We start from the raw sequence: 16080 nt of genomic DNA on the forward strand, positions 1-16080 counted from the left end.
TCACCAATGCTCAGACGGATAAGTGAAGACAGGAGACGTCGCGTCGTTCCAGGACCTGGTCTCCGAAGGTCCGGTCGACCCATTCGTCGTGGTAGATGGTCTGCAGGTAGCGCTCTCCCATGTCGGGCGAGAGCGCCACGACACACGATCCGCTCGGTATGAACGGTCCGGCCCGATCCAGCGCGGCGAGTACCGAACCGGTCGAGCCACCGGTCAGTAGCCCGCGTTCCCTGGCGATCCTGCGGCACATGCGGATCGCGTCGGGCTCGGCGACGTGGATGACCTCGTCGACCGCTTCGGGGACGCAGAGCTCGGGCCGGCGGCTCGTACCGATCCCGGGGATGTGCCGGGGCCGGGGCCGGTCGCCGAAGGTGACGGAGCCCTCGGCATCCACAGCGACGATCTTGGTCCGGGGCGAGTGGGCACGGAAGTGGCTGACACAGCCCATGAGGGTGCCTGTGGTGCCGGCGCCGACGAAGAGCTGGTCCACGCGGCCGATGCTCCGCAGGATCGAGGCGGCCGTTGTCCGCGCGTGGGTAGCCGGATTCGCGGGGTTCGCGTACTGGTTCAGCCAGACCAGCCCGGGGTCCTCGTCGAGGCGCTTGTGGATGTACGCGATGCGGGTACCGAGAAAGCCGCCGTTCGCGTCCCGTTCGTCGACCTGCACGACCTCGGCTCCCAGCGCCCTCATGGTCGCGAGGCTCTGCGGGGACACATTCGGGTCGGTCACGCAGGTGAAGGAGTAGCCCTTGCCCGCGGCGACCATGGCCAGCGCGATCCCCAGGCTTCCCGAGGAGGACTCGATGAGCCGGCGGGTAGAGCCCAGCGTGCCGTCCCGCTCGGCGTCCTCGACCATGCCCACCGCAGCCTTGAGCTTGATGGAGCCCGCCGGGTTCAACCCTTCGAGTTTCAGGAAAACTTCACTGCCGGGCAGGAATCCGTCGAGTCTCAGGAATACATCGTCCGTGACACCTTGATGGGCGTGCTGGATTATCATTCTTTCCCCCTGTTTTTATTCGATTCAGCACGAATGCGGCGAGCCCTGCAGGCCGGCAACGTCACGGTGTCAGCCTCGCGACTGCGGAGTGGTCTGCTCCAGCATCTTGAGGACGCTCCGCACCGCGGCCAGTCCCACCCGCCACTGAGTGCTGTCGGTCCGGCCCCCTAAAGGAGAAGTGGCCAGGACGTTGTTTCCGCCAGGAGCTGATCGCTCACCACCACGACGGGTTTGGGCAAGAGTCCGCTCCTTGGAGAATTGAGGATGGAGAGCCGAAATACCTATGTCGCCGTATGACGTATCCCGCTGAATAACCAACAGGAATGGGGCAACCGTTCTCCGAGTTCACATGTCGGGGCGGCGCTGCAGGGGAAACTAGCAGGGCTCTCCTTACCGCAACAAGGTCGTTCAGCCGGCAGGGAACGCGGCGATGGAACCACAAAAGGTCTGGACCTGACAGGGAATGCGTGGCTCACACAACCGGAATCCGCGGCTTCCCCGAACCCGGCAGGGGCCCTGGGGAACAGTCCGGGTTGCGGCCGCTTCGCGCCCGGGTTCAGGGCCGCCGGGCCGGATGGAGAGCGGCCTCAAGTGCCGTGCGGCAGAGCTGGATCGCGGGCCGCCCATCGCCTCCCTTGCGTACGACAGTGACGATGCGCCGGATCCCCCACTCCGCAGGCAGCCCGTAGAGACTGATGGCCGGCGACTTCCCCTGCCACAGCAGATCCGGCAGCAGCGCCACCGCGTGCCCCTGCTGCACAGTACGCAGATGGGCGGTCACGTCAGTGGTCTCGAAACGCACATCGGGTGTGAATCCCGCTTCGCGGCACAGCGCCATCGCCCACTTTCGCGCCGCCGTCCCCACCGGCTCCAAGATCCACGGCATGGTGGCCGCCATCCTCATGGCGGCGCGGTCACTCACCGCACCGGAGGGCTGGGGCAGCGCCAGCCGCATGGTGTCGACCCATAACTCTCGGCTCTGCAGTCCCGACTGGCGGACGCCCTTACCCCGCGGGTACTCCTCTGCGATGACGAGGTCGAGGTCGTGGGACATGAGCTGGGGAAGAGCATGCTCGGCCTCGATCTGGGCGGTCTCCACCCGCAGTCGCGGATGGCTGCGCCGCAGCCGTGCCAGGGCATCGGGAACGACTGCCAACGCGGCGGTCTGAAAGCAGGCCAGCCGCACGGTCCCGGTGATCTCCTGTATCGAAGCGGCCAGCTCGGCCTTGGCGCACTCCAACTGCTCCAGGACGATCTCCGTGTGGGCGACGAGTATCTCGCCCTGCGCCGTCAGCCGTACGCCCCGGCCCGCCTGTTCCCGCAGTGGCACGCCCACTTCTGCCTCCAGGAGTGAGAGTTGCTGCGAGATTGCCGAGGGCGTGTACGACAGGGCCCGGGCGACAGCGGCGAGTGTGCCGCGATGTTTCAGTTCGCGCAATACGCGAAGTCTCTGCAGGTCGAACATGCATTAGGACTTTAGCTGATTCATCAATGAGGCTAACCGGTGACGTTAAGGGATCGTTGTCGTAACCATCAAACCCGGTCGACCAGGTGCACCCGGTGAACCAACCGATTTATGCTGCCCGCTTCATTCACCCTGGTTCGGGTGTATTGCGGGTAATGCCCAGGGCTGACAGATCCGTTGTACGGCGCAGCACCGGCACCTGGGCAGGGGCGGCGCCGACGACGCCCTTCGGTATCGCCGCCGCGCTGCTGCTGCTGTGGGCATTGACCGTCGAGTGCGGCCTGCCGCGCCGCCGGCCGCGCATCCCTCGGCCCCGCCGTCCTGCAGCTGCTGCCCGGTGCGGCCCGGCGGCCGACCGCTGTACGCCCTGTTGAGAGAGCCGGAGAGCATCTGGAGCGTGAGCGTGTCAGGGAGGGGCCTGGGCGGACGAAGGGCACGGTCCTGGTCGGCTGGGACTGATACCGGCCCTCACCGCTCAATGACCACCCCGTCGCGGAGCGTCCCGGACCGGTTCGAGATGGGCTGACGACCACGACCATCCGCTGCTCGGGAAGGACATGGGTGTTCTCTTCACTCAGCTATCCGTCCGCACGCGTACCGCGTTCACCGTGGGCGGTATCCGGCTCGGCAGCGCCGACCACACGCGACAACGCCGACGGTCCCGTGACCGCGCGCACCACGTGGATCACCTGGACCACGCAGCGACTCCCTAGTCGGTCACGGCCAGCCGTATTCCGAACCCCACGATGACCGTGCCGGTGACGCGGTCGAGAGTGCGTCGGGCGGCAGGCCGCCGGAGCCACCCACTCAGCGCCCGCGCACAATAGATCAGAGCGGTCGACCAGAGGACGCCCAACAGGATGTGGACGCAGGCAAGCAGCACGCCGGTGGTGAAGTGCGGCGCCCCTGCCGGGATGAACTGCGGAAGGACGGCGACGTAGAAGACACCGATCTTCGGGTTGAGCAGGTTGGTGAGGGCGCCCTGCCGCCATCCCCCGCCCAGGGTGTCGGCAGTCGCTGCCCTGGACACACCGTCCTCCACTGCCGTACCGCGTGTCCGGCGCACCGTGCTCCACACCATGCGCGCGCCCAGCCACAACAGATAGCCGGCGCCGGCCCAGCGCAGCGTCTCGTACGCCAGCTGGGAAGCGGTGAGCAGTGCGGTCAGGCCGAGGGAAGTCAGTGCTCCCCAGAGCAGGGTCCCGGTCTGTATCCCCAGCACCACACCCCAGGCGCGACGCCGGTGGCCGAGCCCTGCCGTGCGGAGAATGAGCGCGGTGTCGAGGCCGGGGGTGAGCGTGAGCAGCCCCACGACGAGGGTGAAGGACCACAGCTCGGTACCTATCGCCATGAGAGGGGAGCCTATCCAATGAGGGGAGCCCATCCAATCCCGCCACCGATTTCCGATCTTCGTCGACCGGGCAACCATGCCCTGGTCGGCCCTCCCGTGTCGCGCGCGCGGCCGTTTCGGCATGAAGTGGAGAGGGTGCCCGGCCGACCGGGCCTGGCGTCCGAGGCGCCGTGAGCGAGTGCCCTGACAGCCTCACAGAGAGAATGGCCGGGACAGCAATGCACGACAACAGTGGCGAAGCGACGGCCACACCGCATCCGAGGGTGTGCGAGCTGTGCGGCACGGCCATCCACCGGGCCTCACAGGTCTCCGGCCGGGTCCGTGACTCCTCCTGGATCCACCCTTACGACTCGGAGCAGGACGGTGAACGGCTCCTGGCAGCCTGCAGCCCCGGCCACCTCGACGAGCTCCGGCAGCGCTACCGCCGGCGGCCGTTCGTCAAAGAAGAACTCTGGGCGGGAAAGATCGACCGTGCTCTGCGCGCACAGCCCGACCTCGACGAGGAAGAACTCGCCGATGTGACGGGGCTGAACTTCATCCAGATCGAACACGCCCTCACCTGGGAGAGCGAACGCTTTCTGGAAGAGCGGGCCGCACGGGGCGGTCACGAGGGGCCGGACGGCGGTTCCGGCAGGCAGAACACCCAGGGGCTGAACTGACCCCGACTCCTTCGGGTAACGGACTCGCCGTGTCCGGTCGCGGCGGCCGGAGACGGGGAGACGGAAGACCCTCCTACGGCTCGGTTCTACTGCCCTACGGCTCGGTTCGGCCGCGCAGCGCGGCCCGTTGTGGCACGACCGTGTACGCGGGGTCCTCGGCGGAGGCGATGCCCGCCGCGAAGACGCCGAAGCGGGTGCAGGCCGATCCGGCGAGCAAGGCGGCACCGGCCGCCACGGCCGCCGGGCGGAACCGCCCGCCGAGCACGGCCACCGCCGCCCCGCCGGTGACGAGGGCTTCGGCGCAGCGCAGCAACGTCCCCGCCCGTCCCGTGCGGTAGGTCTCCGCGACCATGCCAAGGCGCCGCTCGGCCGCCCTGGTGAGCGCGGTGTCGGCGGTGGCCGCCAGCGCGGCGGCGCAGCGTGCGGGGGCGTTCTCGTGGGCCGGCGCGAGGACCAGTGCCATGCCGGAGGCCGCGGCCGTCGCGGAGGCGGCGAAGAGGTAGGGCAGTTCGCGGTACGCGCCGTGCCAGGCGGGCACCGCGGTGTCCGCCGCGAGCACACCGGTGTATGTGGCCACGGCGGGGCCCAGCACCGCGGCGGCAGCCGTGGCGGCCGCGCCGGCCCGCGGCAGCCGCCCCGAGACCGCGCACACCGCGGCCGCGCCGGCGGCCGGCCCGTAGCCGCTGAGCAGCCAGGAACCGACGCTCATCGGCGAGGTCGGCTTCATGACCCGCAGCATGTGGGCGAACCGGCCGGGGCGGCCGAGGTCATGGATCAGCGCCGCGGCGGAGAGGGAGACCGCCGCCAGGGACGAGACCTTCATCGCGGTGGCGGTGGCCCGACGGCCCGTGAGGTGTGCGCCGGCCGCGAGGACCGATCCGGCCCCCGCAAGGCCGCCGAGGAAGAGGTACCCGGCGATGTCACGCGCCGCCCAGGACGGCGCCTTGATGATGGGACGGCCGTAGTAGGAGCGGAACTCGGCCTGCGGGACCATCAGTTCCTCGCCCTTGCGTGAGCGCCCGGAGCGCCGCGGCCGTCCGGCCCCGCCACCCCGGAGCGCCGCGGGCGTCGCCTCGCGCCCCGGGCGGCCGCCGTCCGGCCCGTCGGCTGCGGTGTCGTGCCGTCTCATGCCCGTCTCCTCTTCCGCACCATCGCGGGCAGTACGAACGACAGCACCCACCCGCCCGCCAAGGTCAGTGCCGCCGCACCCGCGTGCTTCCACATCGCGGGCAGATCCCGGGTGGTGACGACGGGGTCGGGCGGCAGCCCGTACACCTCGGGGTCGTCCAGCAGCAGGAAGAAGGCGCCGTCGCCGCCGACTCCGTCCTCGGGATCGTGGCCGTAGAGCCGCGCACCGTCCACGCCCGCGGCGTGCAGCTGGTCCACCCGCAGCGCCGCCCGCTCACGCAGGTCGTCCAGGGGCCCGAACTGGATGGATTCGGTGGGACACGCCTTGGCGCAGGCAGGCTCCTGGCCCGCTCCCAGCCGGTCGTAGCACAGGGTGCATTTGAAGACGCGGCCGTCGGACGGGCGTTGTTCGATGACGCCGTAGGGGCAAGCGGGTACGCAGTAGCCGCAGCCGTTGCAGATGTCCTCCTGGACCACGACGGTCCCGAACTCGGTACGGAAGAGCGAGCCCGTCGGGCAGACGTCGAGGCAGGCGGCATGGGTGCAGTGCTTGCAGACGTCGGAGGACATCAGCCAGCGGAAGTCGCCGCCCGCCGGCGGGGAGTCCGTGGCGAGGGGGAGCTCCGTACGGCCCTCGGGGGCGGGCACCGGGGGCGTGGCCAAAGGCTCGGACGGAGGCGTGGCCAGGGACTCGGACGGAGGTGCGGACTGCTCGATGAAGGCCACATGGCGCCAGGTCGAGGCCCCCAGTCCCCCGGTGTTGTCGTACGACATGCCGGTGAGGGACAGCCCGTCCTCGGGGAGCGCATTCCACTCCTTGCACGCCACCTCGCACGCCTTGCAGCCGATACAGACGGACGTATCGGTGAAGAACCCCACGCGTGGCGGGGCGTCGGCATGACCGGCGTCGCCCGCCGGGTCGGCTTCCGGGCCGCTGAACAGGCTGTCCGTCATGACCGGTGGTCCTCTCCGGTGTGCTCGGTGATGCCCGCGCGCTGCCGGTACTCGGCCACCAGCCGGGGCAGGTCCGGGCCGCGGGGCCGGCGGCCGGGGCGGATGTCGGCGGTGAGGGCCTTGTCCTCCTGGATGTGGGAGTCCGGGTCGAGGACGATGGCCACCAGCTCGTTCGCCGCGTCGCCGGTGACCACTCCGTTGGGTCCCCAGTGGAACGGCAGCCCGATCTGATGCACCGTACGGCCGTGCACGGTCAGTGTCCTGATCCGGTCGGTGACCGCCACCCGCGCCTCGATGGCGTTGCGGGCGGTGATGATCGTGGCCCATCCGGAGTGCTCCAGCCCGCGCTCCGCGGCCAGTTGCGGGGACACCTCACAGAACAGCTCGGGCTGCAGCTCGGCGAGGTGGGGCGACCAGCGGCTCATCCCGCCCGCGGTGAAGTGCTCGGTGAGACGGTGCGTGGTCAGCACGTACGGATACACCTCGGCGCCCGGTTCGCCGCCGCTGGGGTGATAACGGTTGCCCTCCCGCGGATAGAGCCGGCGGGTGGGCGAGCGCGGCCAGTCGGGGTAGAGGGCGTTGGTGAACGGGGAGTCCTGGGGCTCGTAGTGGGTGGGCAGCGGTCCGTCGAGCAGTCCGGCGGGCGCATAGAGCCAGCCTTTGCCGTCCGCCTGCATGATGAACGGGTCGTCGCCGCGAAGCGCCTCCGGCCCCGTCGCCCCGGGCGGCGGCACATGGTCCGGCGGCAGGTCGGGAACGAAGTCCGGCACGTCGTAGCCGGTCCACCGTCCGGCCTTCCCGTCCCACCACACATACGCCTTGCGCTCGCTCCACGGGGATCCGTCGGGCGCCGCCGCGGCACGGTTGTAGAGAATCCGGCGGTTCGCCGGCCACGCCCACGCCCATTCGGCCGCGACCCAGTCCTGTGCGGTGTGCGGGGTGCGGCGGGCAGCCTGGTTGACGCCTCCCGCATACACCCCGCAGTAGATCCAGCAGCCGCACCGGGTGGAGCCGTCGTCCCGGAGTTCGGTGTACGCGCTGAGCGGTGCGCCGTCCGGGCCGTGGCCGTTGATCTCGGCCAGGACCGCGGCGGCGACCGGCTCCTGGAGCGGGCCGTCCACCGGGTAGTCCCAGGTCAGGTCCTGCACCATCGCGTCCATCGGATCGGTGGAGGCCGCCAGCTTCTCCTTGATCCGCCGGCCCAGGTGGTACATGAACCACAGATCGCTGCGGGCATCGCCCTGCGGTTCCACGGCGGCGTGGTGCCACTGCAGCCAGCGGTTGGTGTTCGTGAACGAGCCGGACTTCTCCGTGTGGGCCGCCGCCGGCAGGAAGAACACCTCCGTCCCGATGTCCTCGGTGCGCAGCTCGCCCGTCTCGATCTCCGGCCCGTCCTGCCACCAGGTCGCCGACTCGATGAGGGAGAAGTCGCGGACCACCAGCCAGTCGAGCTGCGCCATGCCCAGCCGTTGCAATCGGGTATTGGCGGAGCCGACGGCCGGGTTCTCCCCCATCAGGAAATAGCCCTTGCAGACGCCGTCGAGCTGGGCGAGCACCGTCTCATAGGTGCTGTGGGACCCGGTGAGCCGCGGCAGATGACCGAAGCAGAAGTCGTTGCCGGCGGTGGCCGCATCACCGTAATAGGCCTTCAGCAGGCTGACGACGTACGCCCGCATATGGCCCCAGAAGCCCTTGTCGGTACGGCTGGCGGCCACAAAGGTGTCCAGGTCCTCGTGGGTGTGCGCATGGGGCATGGGCAGGTAGCCGGGGAGGAGGTTGAAGAGCGTGGGGATGTCGCTGGAGCCCTGGATGGAGGCGTGCCCGCGCAGCGCCTGGATGCCACCGCCCGGGCGGCCGATGTTCCCCAGGAGCAGCTGCAGCACGCTCGCCGCCCGGATGTACTGGGAGCCGACCGAATGCTGGGTCCATCCCACCGCATAGACGAAGGCGCTGGTGCGCTCGCGACCGGAGTTCTCGGTCAGCGCACGGCAGACCCGCAGGAAGGTCTCGCGCGGTACGCCACAGGTCTTCTCGACCAGCTCGGGTGTGTAGCGGGCGTAATGCCGCTTGAGGATCTGGTAGACGCACCGGGGGTGGCGCAGGGTCGGGTCCTGCGGTGCCCGGGGCGCGGCCTGCGGACCGCCTGATCCATGTGTCTCGGCATGGCCAGGGACCTTGTGGGGCTTGGCCTCGGCGTCCCGCAGCCGCTGCTCGTGCGCCTGCTCGACATCGCCCGCCGGCGCCTGGACACCGGCCCCCTCGTACTGCCAGCTCTCCGGGTCGTAGCGCCGCTGTTCCGCGTCGAATCCGGAGAAGAGCCCGTCGAGGTCCTCGGTGTCGCGGAAGTCCTCGCTGACGACGGTGGCCGCGTTCGTGTAGGCCAGCACGTACTCCCGGAAATCCTTCTCCTCCGCGAGCACGTGATGGATGATCCCGCCGAGAAAGGCGATGTCGCTGCCCGCCCGGATCGGTACATGCAGGTCGCACAGGGCGCTGGTACGGGTGAACCGGGGGTCGACGTGGATGATCTGGGCACCACGGGCCTTGGCTTCCATGACCCACTGGAAGCCGACGGGGTGCGCCTCGGCGAAGTTGGATCCCTCGATCACGATGCAGTCCGCGTGCTGCAGATCCTGCATGAACGTGGTGGCTCCGCCCCGTCCGAACGAGGTGCCCAGACCGGCAACCGTGGAGCTGTGGCAGACCCGCGCCTGATTTTCGATCTGGACCACGCCCAGACCGGTCAGCAGCTTCTTGATCAGGTAATTCTCTTCGTTGTCGAGGGTGGCACCGCCGAGGCTGGCGATGCCGAGCGTACGGGCGACCCGTCGGCCGTCCTGTTCCCACTGCCAGGTGTCCCGGCGGACCTGGATGACCCGGTCCGCGATCATGTCCATGGCCGTCTCGAGGTCGAGAGGTTCCCAGTCGGTCGCATACGGGGCCCGGTGGAGCACCTGGTGGCGCCGGGCGGTCCCGGTGGTCAGCTGCAGGGTCGCGGACCCTTTCGGGCACAGCCGCCCCCGGCTGATGGGGGAATCCGGGTCCCCCTCGATCTGCACGACCCGGTCGTCCTTGACATACACCTGCTGGCCGCAGCCGACGGCGCAGTAGGGGCAGACGGACTGCACCACCCGGTCCGCGGTGTCGGTGCGCGGCCGCAGCTCCGCGGTGGGCGCGGACATCGCGGCATGGCCTCTGGCCAGCCGGTCGCCACCGGTGAGCTGCCGGTACGCGGGCCAGTCGCGTAGCCGCCTGCGCACACTCATACGACCTCCGCCCGCTTCGGCTCGTTGCTGTCTGACTCCAAACTCCCCCTCAGAACGCCCGGCTGCCCGTTGGCGGGCCTTCCGCTCACCCGAACGGACCGGAGAACCGGGTAGCCCTCACGCCGCCCCGGCTTCCGCTGCCGGGAGACACGACGAGGGGAGGCGGGGCGACGCGAGGCGACGCGCGGCGGACGGCAGGAGACGCGAGGCGGGAGACGGGGAGACGGGGCGCCACCGGGCTTCGTCAGATCATGGGAGCCCCGGAGCCCGGTGTCCCCGCCGTCACTGGTCAACGTGGTGCTGGAGCACGTCACAGGTGTACTGGAACTCCTCCATGAGACGGGTGGCCTCGATGACCAGTACGCCATAGGGGCGGGCCGGGTCGGCAAGCGGCAGGCGGTCGCGCTCGGCCTGTTCGGTCACGCGGCGGCGGCATTGCTGGGCCCGGTCCGCCAGCCGGCACAGCTGCGGCGCCTGGTCGTTGAGCTTGTCCTCGTCGAGACGGGAAAAGACCTCGGTGATCTCGGACACGGACGCCAGGAAGTCGGCGTAGTACTCCAGGAAGGACCGGTAGCGAGGGCTGCTCTCGTCCTCGCTCCACTGGTCCAGGCTCCGTGTCAGGGAGCCCATTTGGTACAGCACGCGCTCCAACGCCGCCAGAACCGCGTCGTAGCCCTCGAAGCCGGTGTGCCTGCGGTGGCGGCCAAGCAGTCGGCGCGGGTTGTAGTGCAGGCTCTCCTGCGCTGTGTGCAGGCCGGCCCTAGCCTGGGTGACCAGCCCTTCCGTCCGTTGGGCCCGGCCCCGCCACTGTCCGGTGCGCTCCTTGTCGACCTCGTGGGCGCGCAGCGCCGGGTGCATATCGCCGACCAGGTCGCACAGGGCATGGGCGAGGGTGTGGATACCGTGCTCGGCGCTGCGGTAGCGCAGAGGTGGCACCACGGCGACGTTGACCAGGATGCCGATGCCGCAGCCGATGAGCACCAGCAGGATGATCTGCCCGAGCTGGGTGACCTTCTCCAGGTCCGAGGTGGCGGAGATATAGGTGGAGAACGCGAAGAACGCCGCGGTGGCCACCTGGGAGCCCTGTGAACCGAGCGCCGGCCACCGGCCGATGGCGAGCGCCACCAGCGCCACCAGCGCAAAGGTCAGCAGCTCGGGGCCGCCGAGAGAGCCCAGGGCCGCCTGCACCGCGACGCCCACCGCCACGGCAGCCACATAGCGGGAGGACTGCAGCAGCGACTGGTAAACGGTCACCTGCATGATCAGCACCGCCGAGAACGGCGCGAAGGCCGGCGACTGTGCGTTCAGGAGGTAGAAGGAGACGACCCAGGCGAGGGTGGCGGCCAAGGTGCTCTTGCCGATGAGCAGCACCGTGTGGCGCTCATACCCCTCCGATCCCAGGGCCCGTCGCCACCACTGCCCCATCCTGGAGAGGCGGCCGTGTCCGGCCGGCTCCTTCCGCTCGGCGACGCCATCGGCCACGCCAGTCCTCCGCTTCCTCAAGGGTTCGCCCTGTCCGGCATCATCGATCTGCCCGGTACCCGCTCCTTGCCGCGCTATCCACGCCCGGCCGCGTGGTCGATCACTCCCCTGAGCCGCCCCTCGGCGGCCTTTGTCTCAGCCCCCCTGCCGCTGCACGGCCTCAGGGGTGACGGGCGTGAAGAAATTGATCAGATTCCCGTCGGGATCCCGGAAGAGGAGCGAGCGGTTGCCCCACGGCATCGTCGTCGGCTTCTGGACGAACTCGTCGCAGAGGGACGTCAGACGCTCGTACTCCGCGTCCACGTCGGCGACGCGGAACTCGGTGATCACCGTGCGGTTGGCGGCCGGCCGGGCACTGCCGGCGCCGAACAGCGCCACCGTGCGCTCACTTGCGAGCGCGAGCGTGCCCGACTCCGTCACGAGTTCGGCGAACTCGGGGGTCGACCATGTCGCAGGAACGCCGGTGACCTGTTCGTAGAACGCGACGAGGCGAGCGACGTCATGGGTGATCACACGGAGCGAAACCAAGTTCATCAGGGGACTTCCTGTCAGAAGTGACGCGGGATGAAGGAACGCCTCGAACGCTAGGGCCCATACCGGACAGAACCCGCCCGGTATATACAGCAGACTTGCCGAAGTGACCACATCGACCACTCGGGTGCTCGCCCTGCTGGAGATCCTGCAAGGGGGCGGCACCCGCACCGTTTCCGACCTGGCCGCCTGCCTCGGCGTCGACGAACGCACCGTCCGCCGCTACGCCGGCCACCTGCTGGACCTCGGCGTGCCCGTCGACTCGGTGCGTGGCCGTTACGGCGGTTACCGGCTCGCCCCGGGCTACCGGATGCCCCCGCTGATGCTCACCGAGGACGAGGCCCTGGCCGTGCTGCTCGGCCTCCTGGCCGCACAGCGGGCCGGGCTGGTCACCACGTCCGCCGCGGCGAGTGAGAGCGCCGCGGCCAAACTGCGACGCGTACTGCCCAAGGCCTTGGGGCGGCGCCTGGAGGCGCTGCCCGCGACGGCCGATTTCACCGCGCGGCCCCGCCCCGCCGCCGCACCGGAAGCGGGCGTGCTGCTGGGACTTGCCGAGGCCGCACTCCATCAGCGGCCGGTGGCGATCACCTACACCGACCGGAAGGGCCGCGGCAGCGACCGCACCGTCCTGCCCTACGGCCTGGTGGCGCATTCCGGACGCTGGTACCTGACCGGCGCGGACCCGGCCGCCGGGGAGGGGGAGGTGCGCACCTTCCGGCTGGACCGGATCACCGGCGCCACCGTGCGGCCCGGCTCGTTCGTCATCCCCCCGGCCTTCGACCCGGTGACCACGGTCCTGGACAGCCTCGCGCGGACCCCCTGGAGACACGAGGTGTCGCTGCGCGTCCACGACAGCGTCCAGCACCTCCGCCGCCATCTCCCGGCCGACATCGCCACCCTGTCCTCGATCCCGGTGGCGGCGGCACCCCACGACACCGGCCCGGTGGCCGACGACCCCGGCCCGGTGGCCGACGACCCCGGCCCGGCACCCGTCGACACCGGCCCGGTGGCCGACGACCCCGGCCCGGCACCCGTCGACACCGTCACGACCCGCTCCGGACGTCCGGCCCACCCGGCGCCGGCCGACGGCCCCACCGGGTGGGTCCGCGTCCGGATCCGCGCCGAGCGACTGGACTGGATTCCCCCCGTACTGGCCGCTCTGGACCGCCCTTTCGTCATTGAACACCCCGCGGAACTGCGCACCCGTGTGCAGGCGCTGGCCCGCCGCCTCGGCGCTCACGCCGCCGCCGGCGAGGAGCATCCGCCTCCTCCCGAGGCCGGCTGACGGGCCGGAGCACCACCGCTGCCGCACTTCCGAGGGGCGCGAGGCGGGCCGCCGCGTTCCACTTTCTCCCTGGGACGGGCTGGGACACATCATCGGCCGGCTCGTCGGAAACGCTGAGCGACGCAGGGTCACGCTCCGGTGAACCTGCGGAACTCCCGAGGAGAACCCGATGATTCGACGCATGATGCGCAGCGGTGTGGTCGCCGCGGTTGCCGCCCTCGCCATGGTCCCCGCGGTCGCGTTCGCCGACTCCTGTCCGCACCCCGCCGCCGGCCGGCACTCCGCGCAGCAGGACACGGCGACGATGAGGACCACTCATACGTACGGCCGCGTGGTGACCCCGAACGACGTCCGCCTGAACGTCCGTTCGGGTCCGGGCACCGCCTACCGCGTGGTCGGCACCGTACGCGCCGGCCGGGTGCGGGCCCTCGCGTGCAAGACCGACGGCGGCTCGGTGCAGGGCAACCACCGCTGGTACCGGCTGACGCACCACCGGGGCTTTGTCTCCGCCCATTACGTCCACGCCTTCCGCACCGTCCCGTGGTGCCGCGTGCTCGGCAACTGAGCAGCTGACGCCGCCGTCCGCGGTGGCACCGCAATGATCGCCGGCTGCCCGCCCGTTCGAGGGGGCGGGCGGGCAGCCGGTCCGAGTTCTTGGAGCGCGTGATGGTCACAGAGACAGACATGCAGGGGCCGGGGCGCAGGGCCGTGTGCGGCCTCGGGCTGGCTGCGGCGGCCGCCGCCGTGGCGCCGACGCGGTGGGCGCCGGCCGCGTCGGCCCCGAGCCGGAAGCTGCCCGCCCTGTCCGCGGCGGGCCGGCCGTTCCTCGCCGGGCGGCTGCGACACGCCACGGTGCTGCAGTCCTTCACCGTCGACGAGCGGAAGGGTCATCTCTACGCCCTGCAGGTGGTGGCGGGCGGGGTCCGGCTGGCGGGCGAGGAGACGGCTCCTCCCCACACGGAACGCGTCAGGAACGGTGATCTGTGCCTGAACCGGCTCACCCTTGACGGCTCCGCGGCCGGACACATGTACCTGAAGGGCTTCGGGCACGGAGGCTCGATGGGGCTGGAGGACTCCGCGGACGGCGTCACGCTGTGGACGGAGTGGGACGCCAACCCGGCGTCCGGCTACGGGCGGGGGGTGTGCCGCTTCCGTTTCACGGACGGGCGGGTGCTGGAACGGGACAGCGGCGACCTCGGCACGTACCACCCCGTCACCGGCTCCACCAGCAATGCCCCCGCCCTCGATGTGACGCACCGGCAACTCCTGCTGCGGTACAAGAGGAACGGCATACCGAGGTTCGCCCTGTACGACCTGGACCGGTTCCGGGCCGGCTGGTTCCTCCCGCTGGCCGACTTCGCCCAGCCGGGCGCGGGCCTCGCACTGCCCTTCCAGGGCATGGCCGTCTACGGCGACTACGCCTACCAGCTCCTGGGCAGTGCGTACGGTACGGGGAATCCGGCGTCCGCCGGCGGCAACACCCGCCTGTACCGCATCGACCTGCGGTCCGGACGTGTGAGGTGGCAGCAGCGGGAGCGGACGGCTCCGGGACTGTCGCCCCGCGAGCCGGAGGGCCTGGCCGTGCTGCGGGAAGGTGGCACACCGCGGCTGTGCCTGGGGTTCGTCGAAGGCCCGGCGGGCGGCCGCGGTTTCCGTCTGTACGACAAAGCGCTCAGCTGACATATCCCGTTCGGTGCGCGCGGGGTGTCATCGGCCGCCACGGGTGGGTACACATTCCGCCATCCGGGAGGAAACAGACCCCCGGATCCCCGGCCGGGACCGCTTGACGCGACCCTCCCGGCCCGGAGGCAGGTGGTGAGGGGAGGCGCACAAGGTGTCCCGCTGGCGGCCGCTGCCCGACACGCTCGATACTGACGCGCAACGCTTGGCGAAAGAGTTGCGCGCCCTCAAGGAACGGACCGGGCTGAGCCTGGACGGGCTGGCCAGGAAAACCCCGTACAGCAAGTCCGCCTGGCACCGCTACCTCAACGGCGAGAAGCTGCCGCCGCGCAGTGCGGTCGAGGCAATCGGCCAGGTGGCGGGCGCGGATCAGGAACAGCTGCTCGCCGTGTACGACGCCGCGTACCGGGCCCGGACGGCACCCGTGGCCACGCCGCCCGTGGCGCCCACGACTCCCCCGCCGGCGGAACGCACCGGTCTCACGGCAGAACCCACCGGGTGGGCCCGGAAGTTCCTGCGCAGCGCCGGGGTGCTGCGGACCGCCGGGGCGTTGGTGGCGCTCACGGCGCTGGTCGCGACCATGGGAGCGGCGGCCTCGATCGTGGAGATTCCCGCACGGGCCGCACGGACGGACGGGCACGCGTCCCACGCGTGCCACGGCCACAGATGCCAGGGGCGCTATCCGTGGCGGCCCGGCTGCAATCGCGACGCACGCGCGGAGAGCACCATCGTGGACACCACGTACACCGTGCGCCTCCGCTTCAGCCCGTCGTGCGGAACCGTCTGGTCGGAGGTGCAGCCACGCTCCGGCGGCGCGCAGAAGGTGTCGATCTGGGTCGGCCGTGACGCACGGCTCACCTCCCACACCGACGGCCGTGAGGGCCTTGCCGTCAGCCCCATGCTGGCCACCTCGGACCTGCGGCAGGCCGTGGCGTGCGCAAAGGTGACGGGCCGCGTGGCATGCACCGGCGCGATCGAACTGACGAGCCCCGCCCGCTCCCCTGAGGGTGATGACTTTCCCGGTCCCAGGTTTCTTGACCGGGTGATGCGTTGAGGCGAGCGGTTGATGAAGGGCGGGTGAGCCACGGGGCCGAGTGCGTAAATCAGCCGGGGGCGAGGGCGCGGGTGCGGTGGCATCGGTTCCGGAGATGCCTGGAGACGACCAGTCGCTGGACGCACGGCCGTTCTGGCCCGGCTGTCTCGCGGCGCATGGCGCATTACGCAGAAGCGAATCCGCGCTCGGCGTCACTCCCTGATTCCCCGACGCCACCACTCGCCGGGG

Annotated in this window: 13 protein-coding genes; 5 read left to right on the forward strand and 8 right to left on the reverse strand. The window is 70.5% G+C overall.

Annotated elements, in window-relative coordinates; all coding sequences use genetic code 11:
• Window positions 1-10 precede the first annotated feature (10 nt).
• The 3 genes from sbnA to ACGFR7_RS24000 form a co-directional block, all read right to left on the reverse strand.
• Window positions 11-997, reverse strand: coding sequence for a 2,3-diaminopropionate biosynthesis protein SbnA (gene sbnA, locus ACGFR7_RS23990; RefSeq protein WP_393322744.1), 987 nt, complete (start codon window positions 995-997; stop codon window positions 11-13).
• Window positions 998-1553: 556 nt separating this feature from the next.
• Complete coding sequence (locus tag ACGFR7_RS23995) at window positions 1554-2462, reverse strand: LysR family transcriptional regulator (RefSeq protein WP_393322747.1); 909 nt, start codon at window positions 2460-2462, stop codon at window positions 1554-1556.
• A gap of 709 nt (window positions 2463-3171) precedes the next feature.
• A complete protein-coding gene (locus tag ACGFR7_RS24000; RefSeq protein ID WP_393322750.1) occupies window positions 3172-3813 on the reverse strand; it encodes a LysE family translocator in 642 nt (213 codons plus the stop codon).
• A gap of 218 nt (window positions 3814-4031) precedes the next feature.
• On the opposite strand from ACGFR7_RS24000, the gene ACGFR7_RS24005 reads away from it, so the two are divergent.
• Window positions 4032-4472: a hypothetical protein gene (locus tag ACGFR7_RS24005; protein ID WP_393322753.1), complete on the forward strand. Its 441-nt coding sequence runs from the start codon at window positions 4032-4034 to the stop codon at window positions 4470-4472.
• Between the two features lie 94 nt (window positions 4473-4566).
• Here the strand turns inward: ACGFR7_RS24005 and nrfD are convergent, their stop codons facing one another.
• The 5 genes from nrfD to ACGFR7_RS24030 form a co-directional block, all read right to left on the reverse strand.
• Complete coding sequence (nrfD, locus tag ACGFR7_RS24010) at window positions 4567-5601, reverse strand: NrfD/PsrC family molybdoenzyme membrane anchor subunit (protein ID WP_393322756.1); 1035 nt, start codon at window positions 5599-5601, stop codon at window positions 4567-4569.
• Window positions 5598-6554, reverse strand: a complete 957-nt coding sequence (locus tag ACGFR7_RS24015) for a 4Fe-4S dicluster domain-containing protein (protein ID WP_393322759.1) — start codon at window positions 6552-6554, stop codon at window positions 5598-5600. The genes nrfD and ACGFR7_RS24015 overlap by 4 nt, the downstream gene beginning before the upstream one ends.
• Entirely contained in the window at window positions 6551-9820 is a 3270-nt protein-coding gene (fdh, locus tag ACGFR7_RS24020; RefSeq protein WP_393322762.1) for a formate dehydrogenase, read from the reverse strand. Before fdh ends, ACGFR7_RS24015 begins: the two co-directional genes overlap by 4 nt.
• Before the next feature lie 282 nt (window positions 9821-10102).
• On the reverse strand, window positions 10103-11245 hold the full coding sequence (locus ACGFR7_RS24025) for an aromatic acid exporter family protein (RefSeq protein ID WP_393323011.1): 1143 nt from the start codon (window positions 11243-11245) through the stop codon (window positions 10103-10105).
• A gap of 192 nt (window positions 11246-11437) precedes the next feature.
• Window positions 11438-11836, reverse strand: coding sequence for a VOC family protein (locus ACGFR7_RS24030; protein ID WP_393322765.1), 399 nt, complete (start codon window positions 11834-11836; stop codon window positions 11438-11440).
• A gap of 103 nt (window positions 11837-11939) precedes the next feature.
• On the opposite strand from ACGFR7_RS24030, the gene ACGFR7_RS24035 reads away from it, so the two are divergent.
• From ACGFR7_RS24035 to ACGFR7_RS24050, 4 genes are all read left to right on the forward strand, one after another.
• On the forward strand, window positions 11940-13118 hold the full coding sequence (locus tag ACGFR7_RS24035; protein WP_393322768.1) for a helix-turn-helix transcriptional regulator: 1179 nt from the start codon (window positions 11940-11942) through the stop codon (window positions 13116-13118).
• Window positions 13119-13287: 169 nt separating this feature from the next.
• Complete coding sequence (locus tag ACGFR7_RS24040) at window positions 13288-13683, forward strand: SH3 domain-containing protein (RefSeq protein ID WP_393322771.1); 396 nt, start codon at window positions 13288-13290, stop codon at window positions 13681-13683.
• 101 nt (window positions 13684-13784) lie between these two features.
• The gene (locus ACGFR7_RS24045; RefSeq protein ID WP_393322774.1) at window positions 13785-14798 is read left to right on the forward strand and encodes a teichoic acid biosynthesis protein C; all 1014 of its coding nucleotides are present in this window, start codon (window positions 13785-13787) and stop codon (window positions 14796-14798) included.
• Window positions 14799-15003: 205 nt separating this feature from the next.
• Window positions 15004-15852, forward strand: coding sequence for a helix-turn-helix domain-containing protein (locus ACGFR7_RS24050; protein ID WP_393322777.1), 849 nt, complete (start codon window positions 15004-15006; stop codon window positions 15850-15852).
• The last annotated feature ends 228 nt before the right edge of the window (window positions 15853-16080 follow it).

It is taken from the genome of Streptomyces sp. NPDC048516 (genome assembly GCF_043199875.1).
In the GTDB taxonomy this organism is placed as follows: domain Bacteria; phylum Actinomycetota; class Actinomycetes; order Streptomycetales; family Streptomycetaceae; genus Streptomyces.

Bases quoted from the DNA above. Each gene is read 5' to 3' on its own strand.
- sbnA (WP_393322744.1), bottom strand. From the start codon at position 997: ATGATAATCCAGCACGCCCATCAAGGTGTCACGGACGATGTATTCCTG.
- ACGFR7_RS23995 (WP_393322747.1), bottom strand. From the start codon at position 2,462: ATGTTCGACCTGCAGAGACTTCGCGTATTGCGCGAACTGAAACATCGC.
- ACGFR7_RS24000 (WP_393322750.1), bottom strand. From the start codon at position 3,813: ATGGCGATAGGTACCGAGCTGTGGTCCTTCACCCTCGTCGTGGGGCTG.
- ACGFR7_RS24005 (WP_393322753.1), top strand. From the start codon at position 4,032: ATGCACGACAACAGTGGCGAAGCGACGGCCACACCGCATCCGAGGGTG.
- nrfD (WP_393322756.1), bottom strand. From the start codon at position 5,601: ATGAGACGGCACGACACCGCAGCCGACGGGCCGGACGGCGGCCGCCCG.
- ACGFR7_RS24015 (WP_393322759.1), bottom strand. From the start codon at position 6,554: ATGACGGACAGCCTGTTCAGCGGCCCGGAAGCCGACCCGGCGGGCGAC.
- fdh (WP_393322762.1), bottom strand. From the start codon at position 9,820: ATGAGTGTGCGCAGGCGGCTACGCGACTGGCCCGCGTACCGGCAGCTC.
- ACGFR7_RS24025 (WP_393323011.1), bottom strand. From the start codon at position 11,245: ATGGGGCAGTGGTGGCGACGGGCCCTGGGATCGGAGGGGTATGAGCGC.
- ACGFR7_RS24030 (WP_393322765.1), bottom strand. From the start codon at position 11,836: ATGAACTTGGTTTCGCTCCGTGTGATCACCCATGACGTCGCTCGCCTC.
- ACGFR7_RS24040 (WP_393322771.1), top strand. From the start codon at position 13,288: ATGATTCGACGCATGATGCGCAGCGGTGTGGTCGCCGCGGTTGCCGCC.
- ACGFR7_RS24045 (WP_393322774.1), top strand. From the start codon at position 13,785: ATGGTCACAGAGACAGACATGCAGGGGCCGGGGCGCAGGGCCGTGTGC.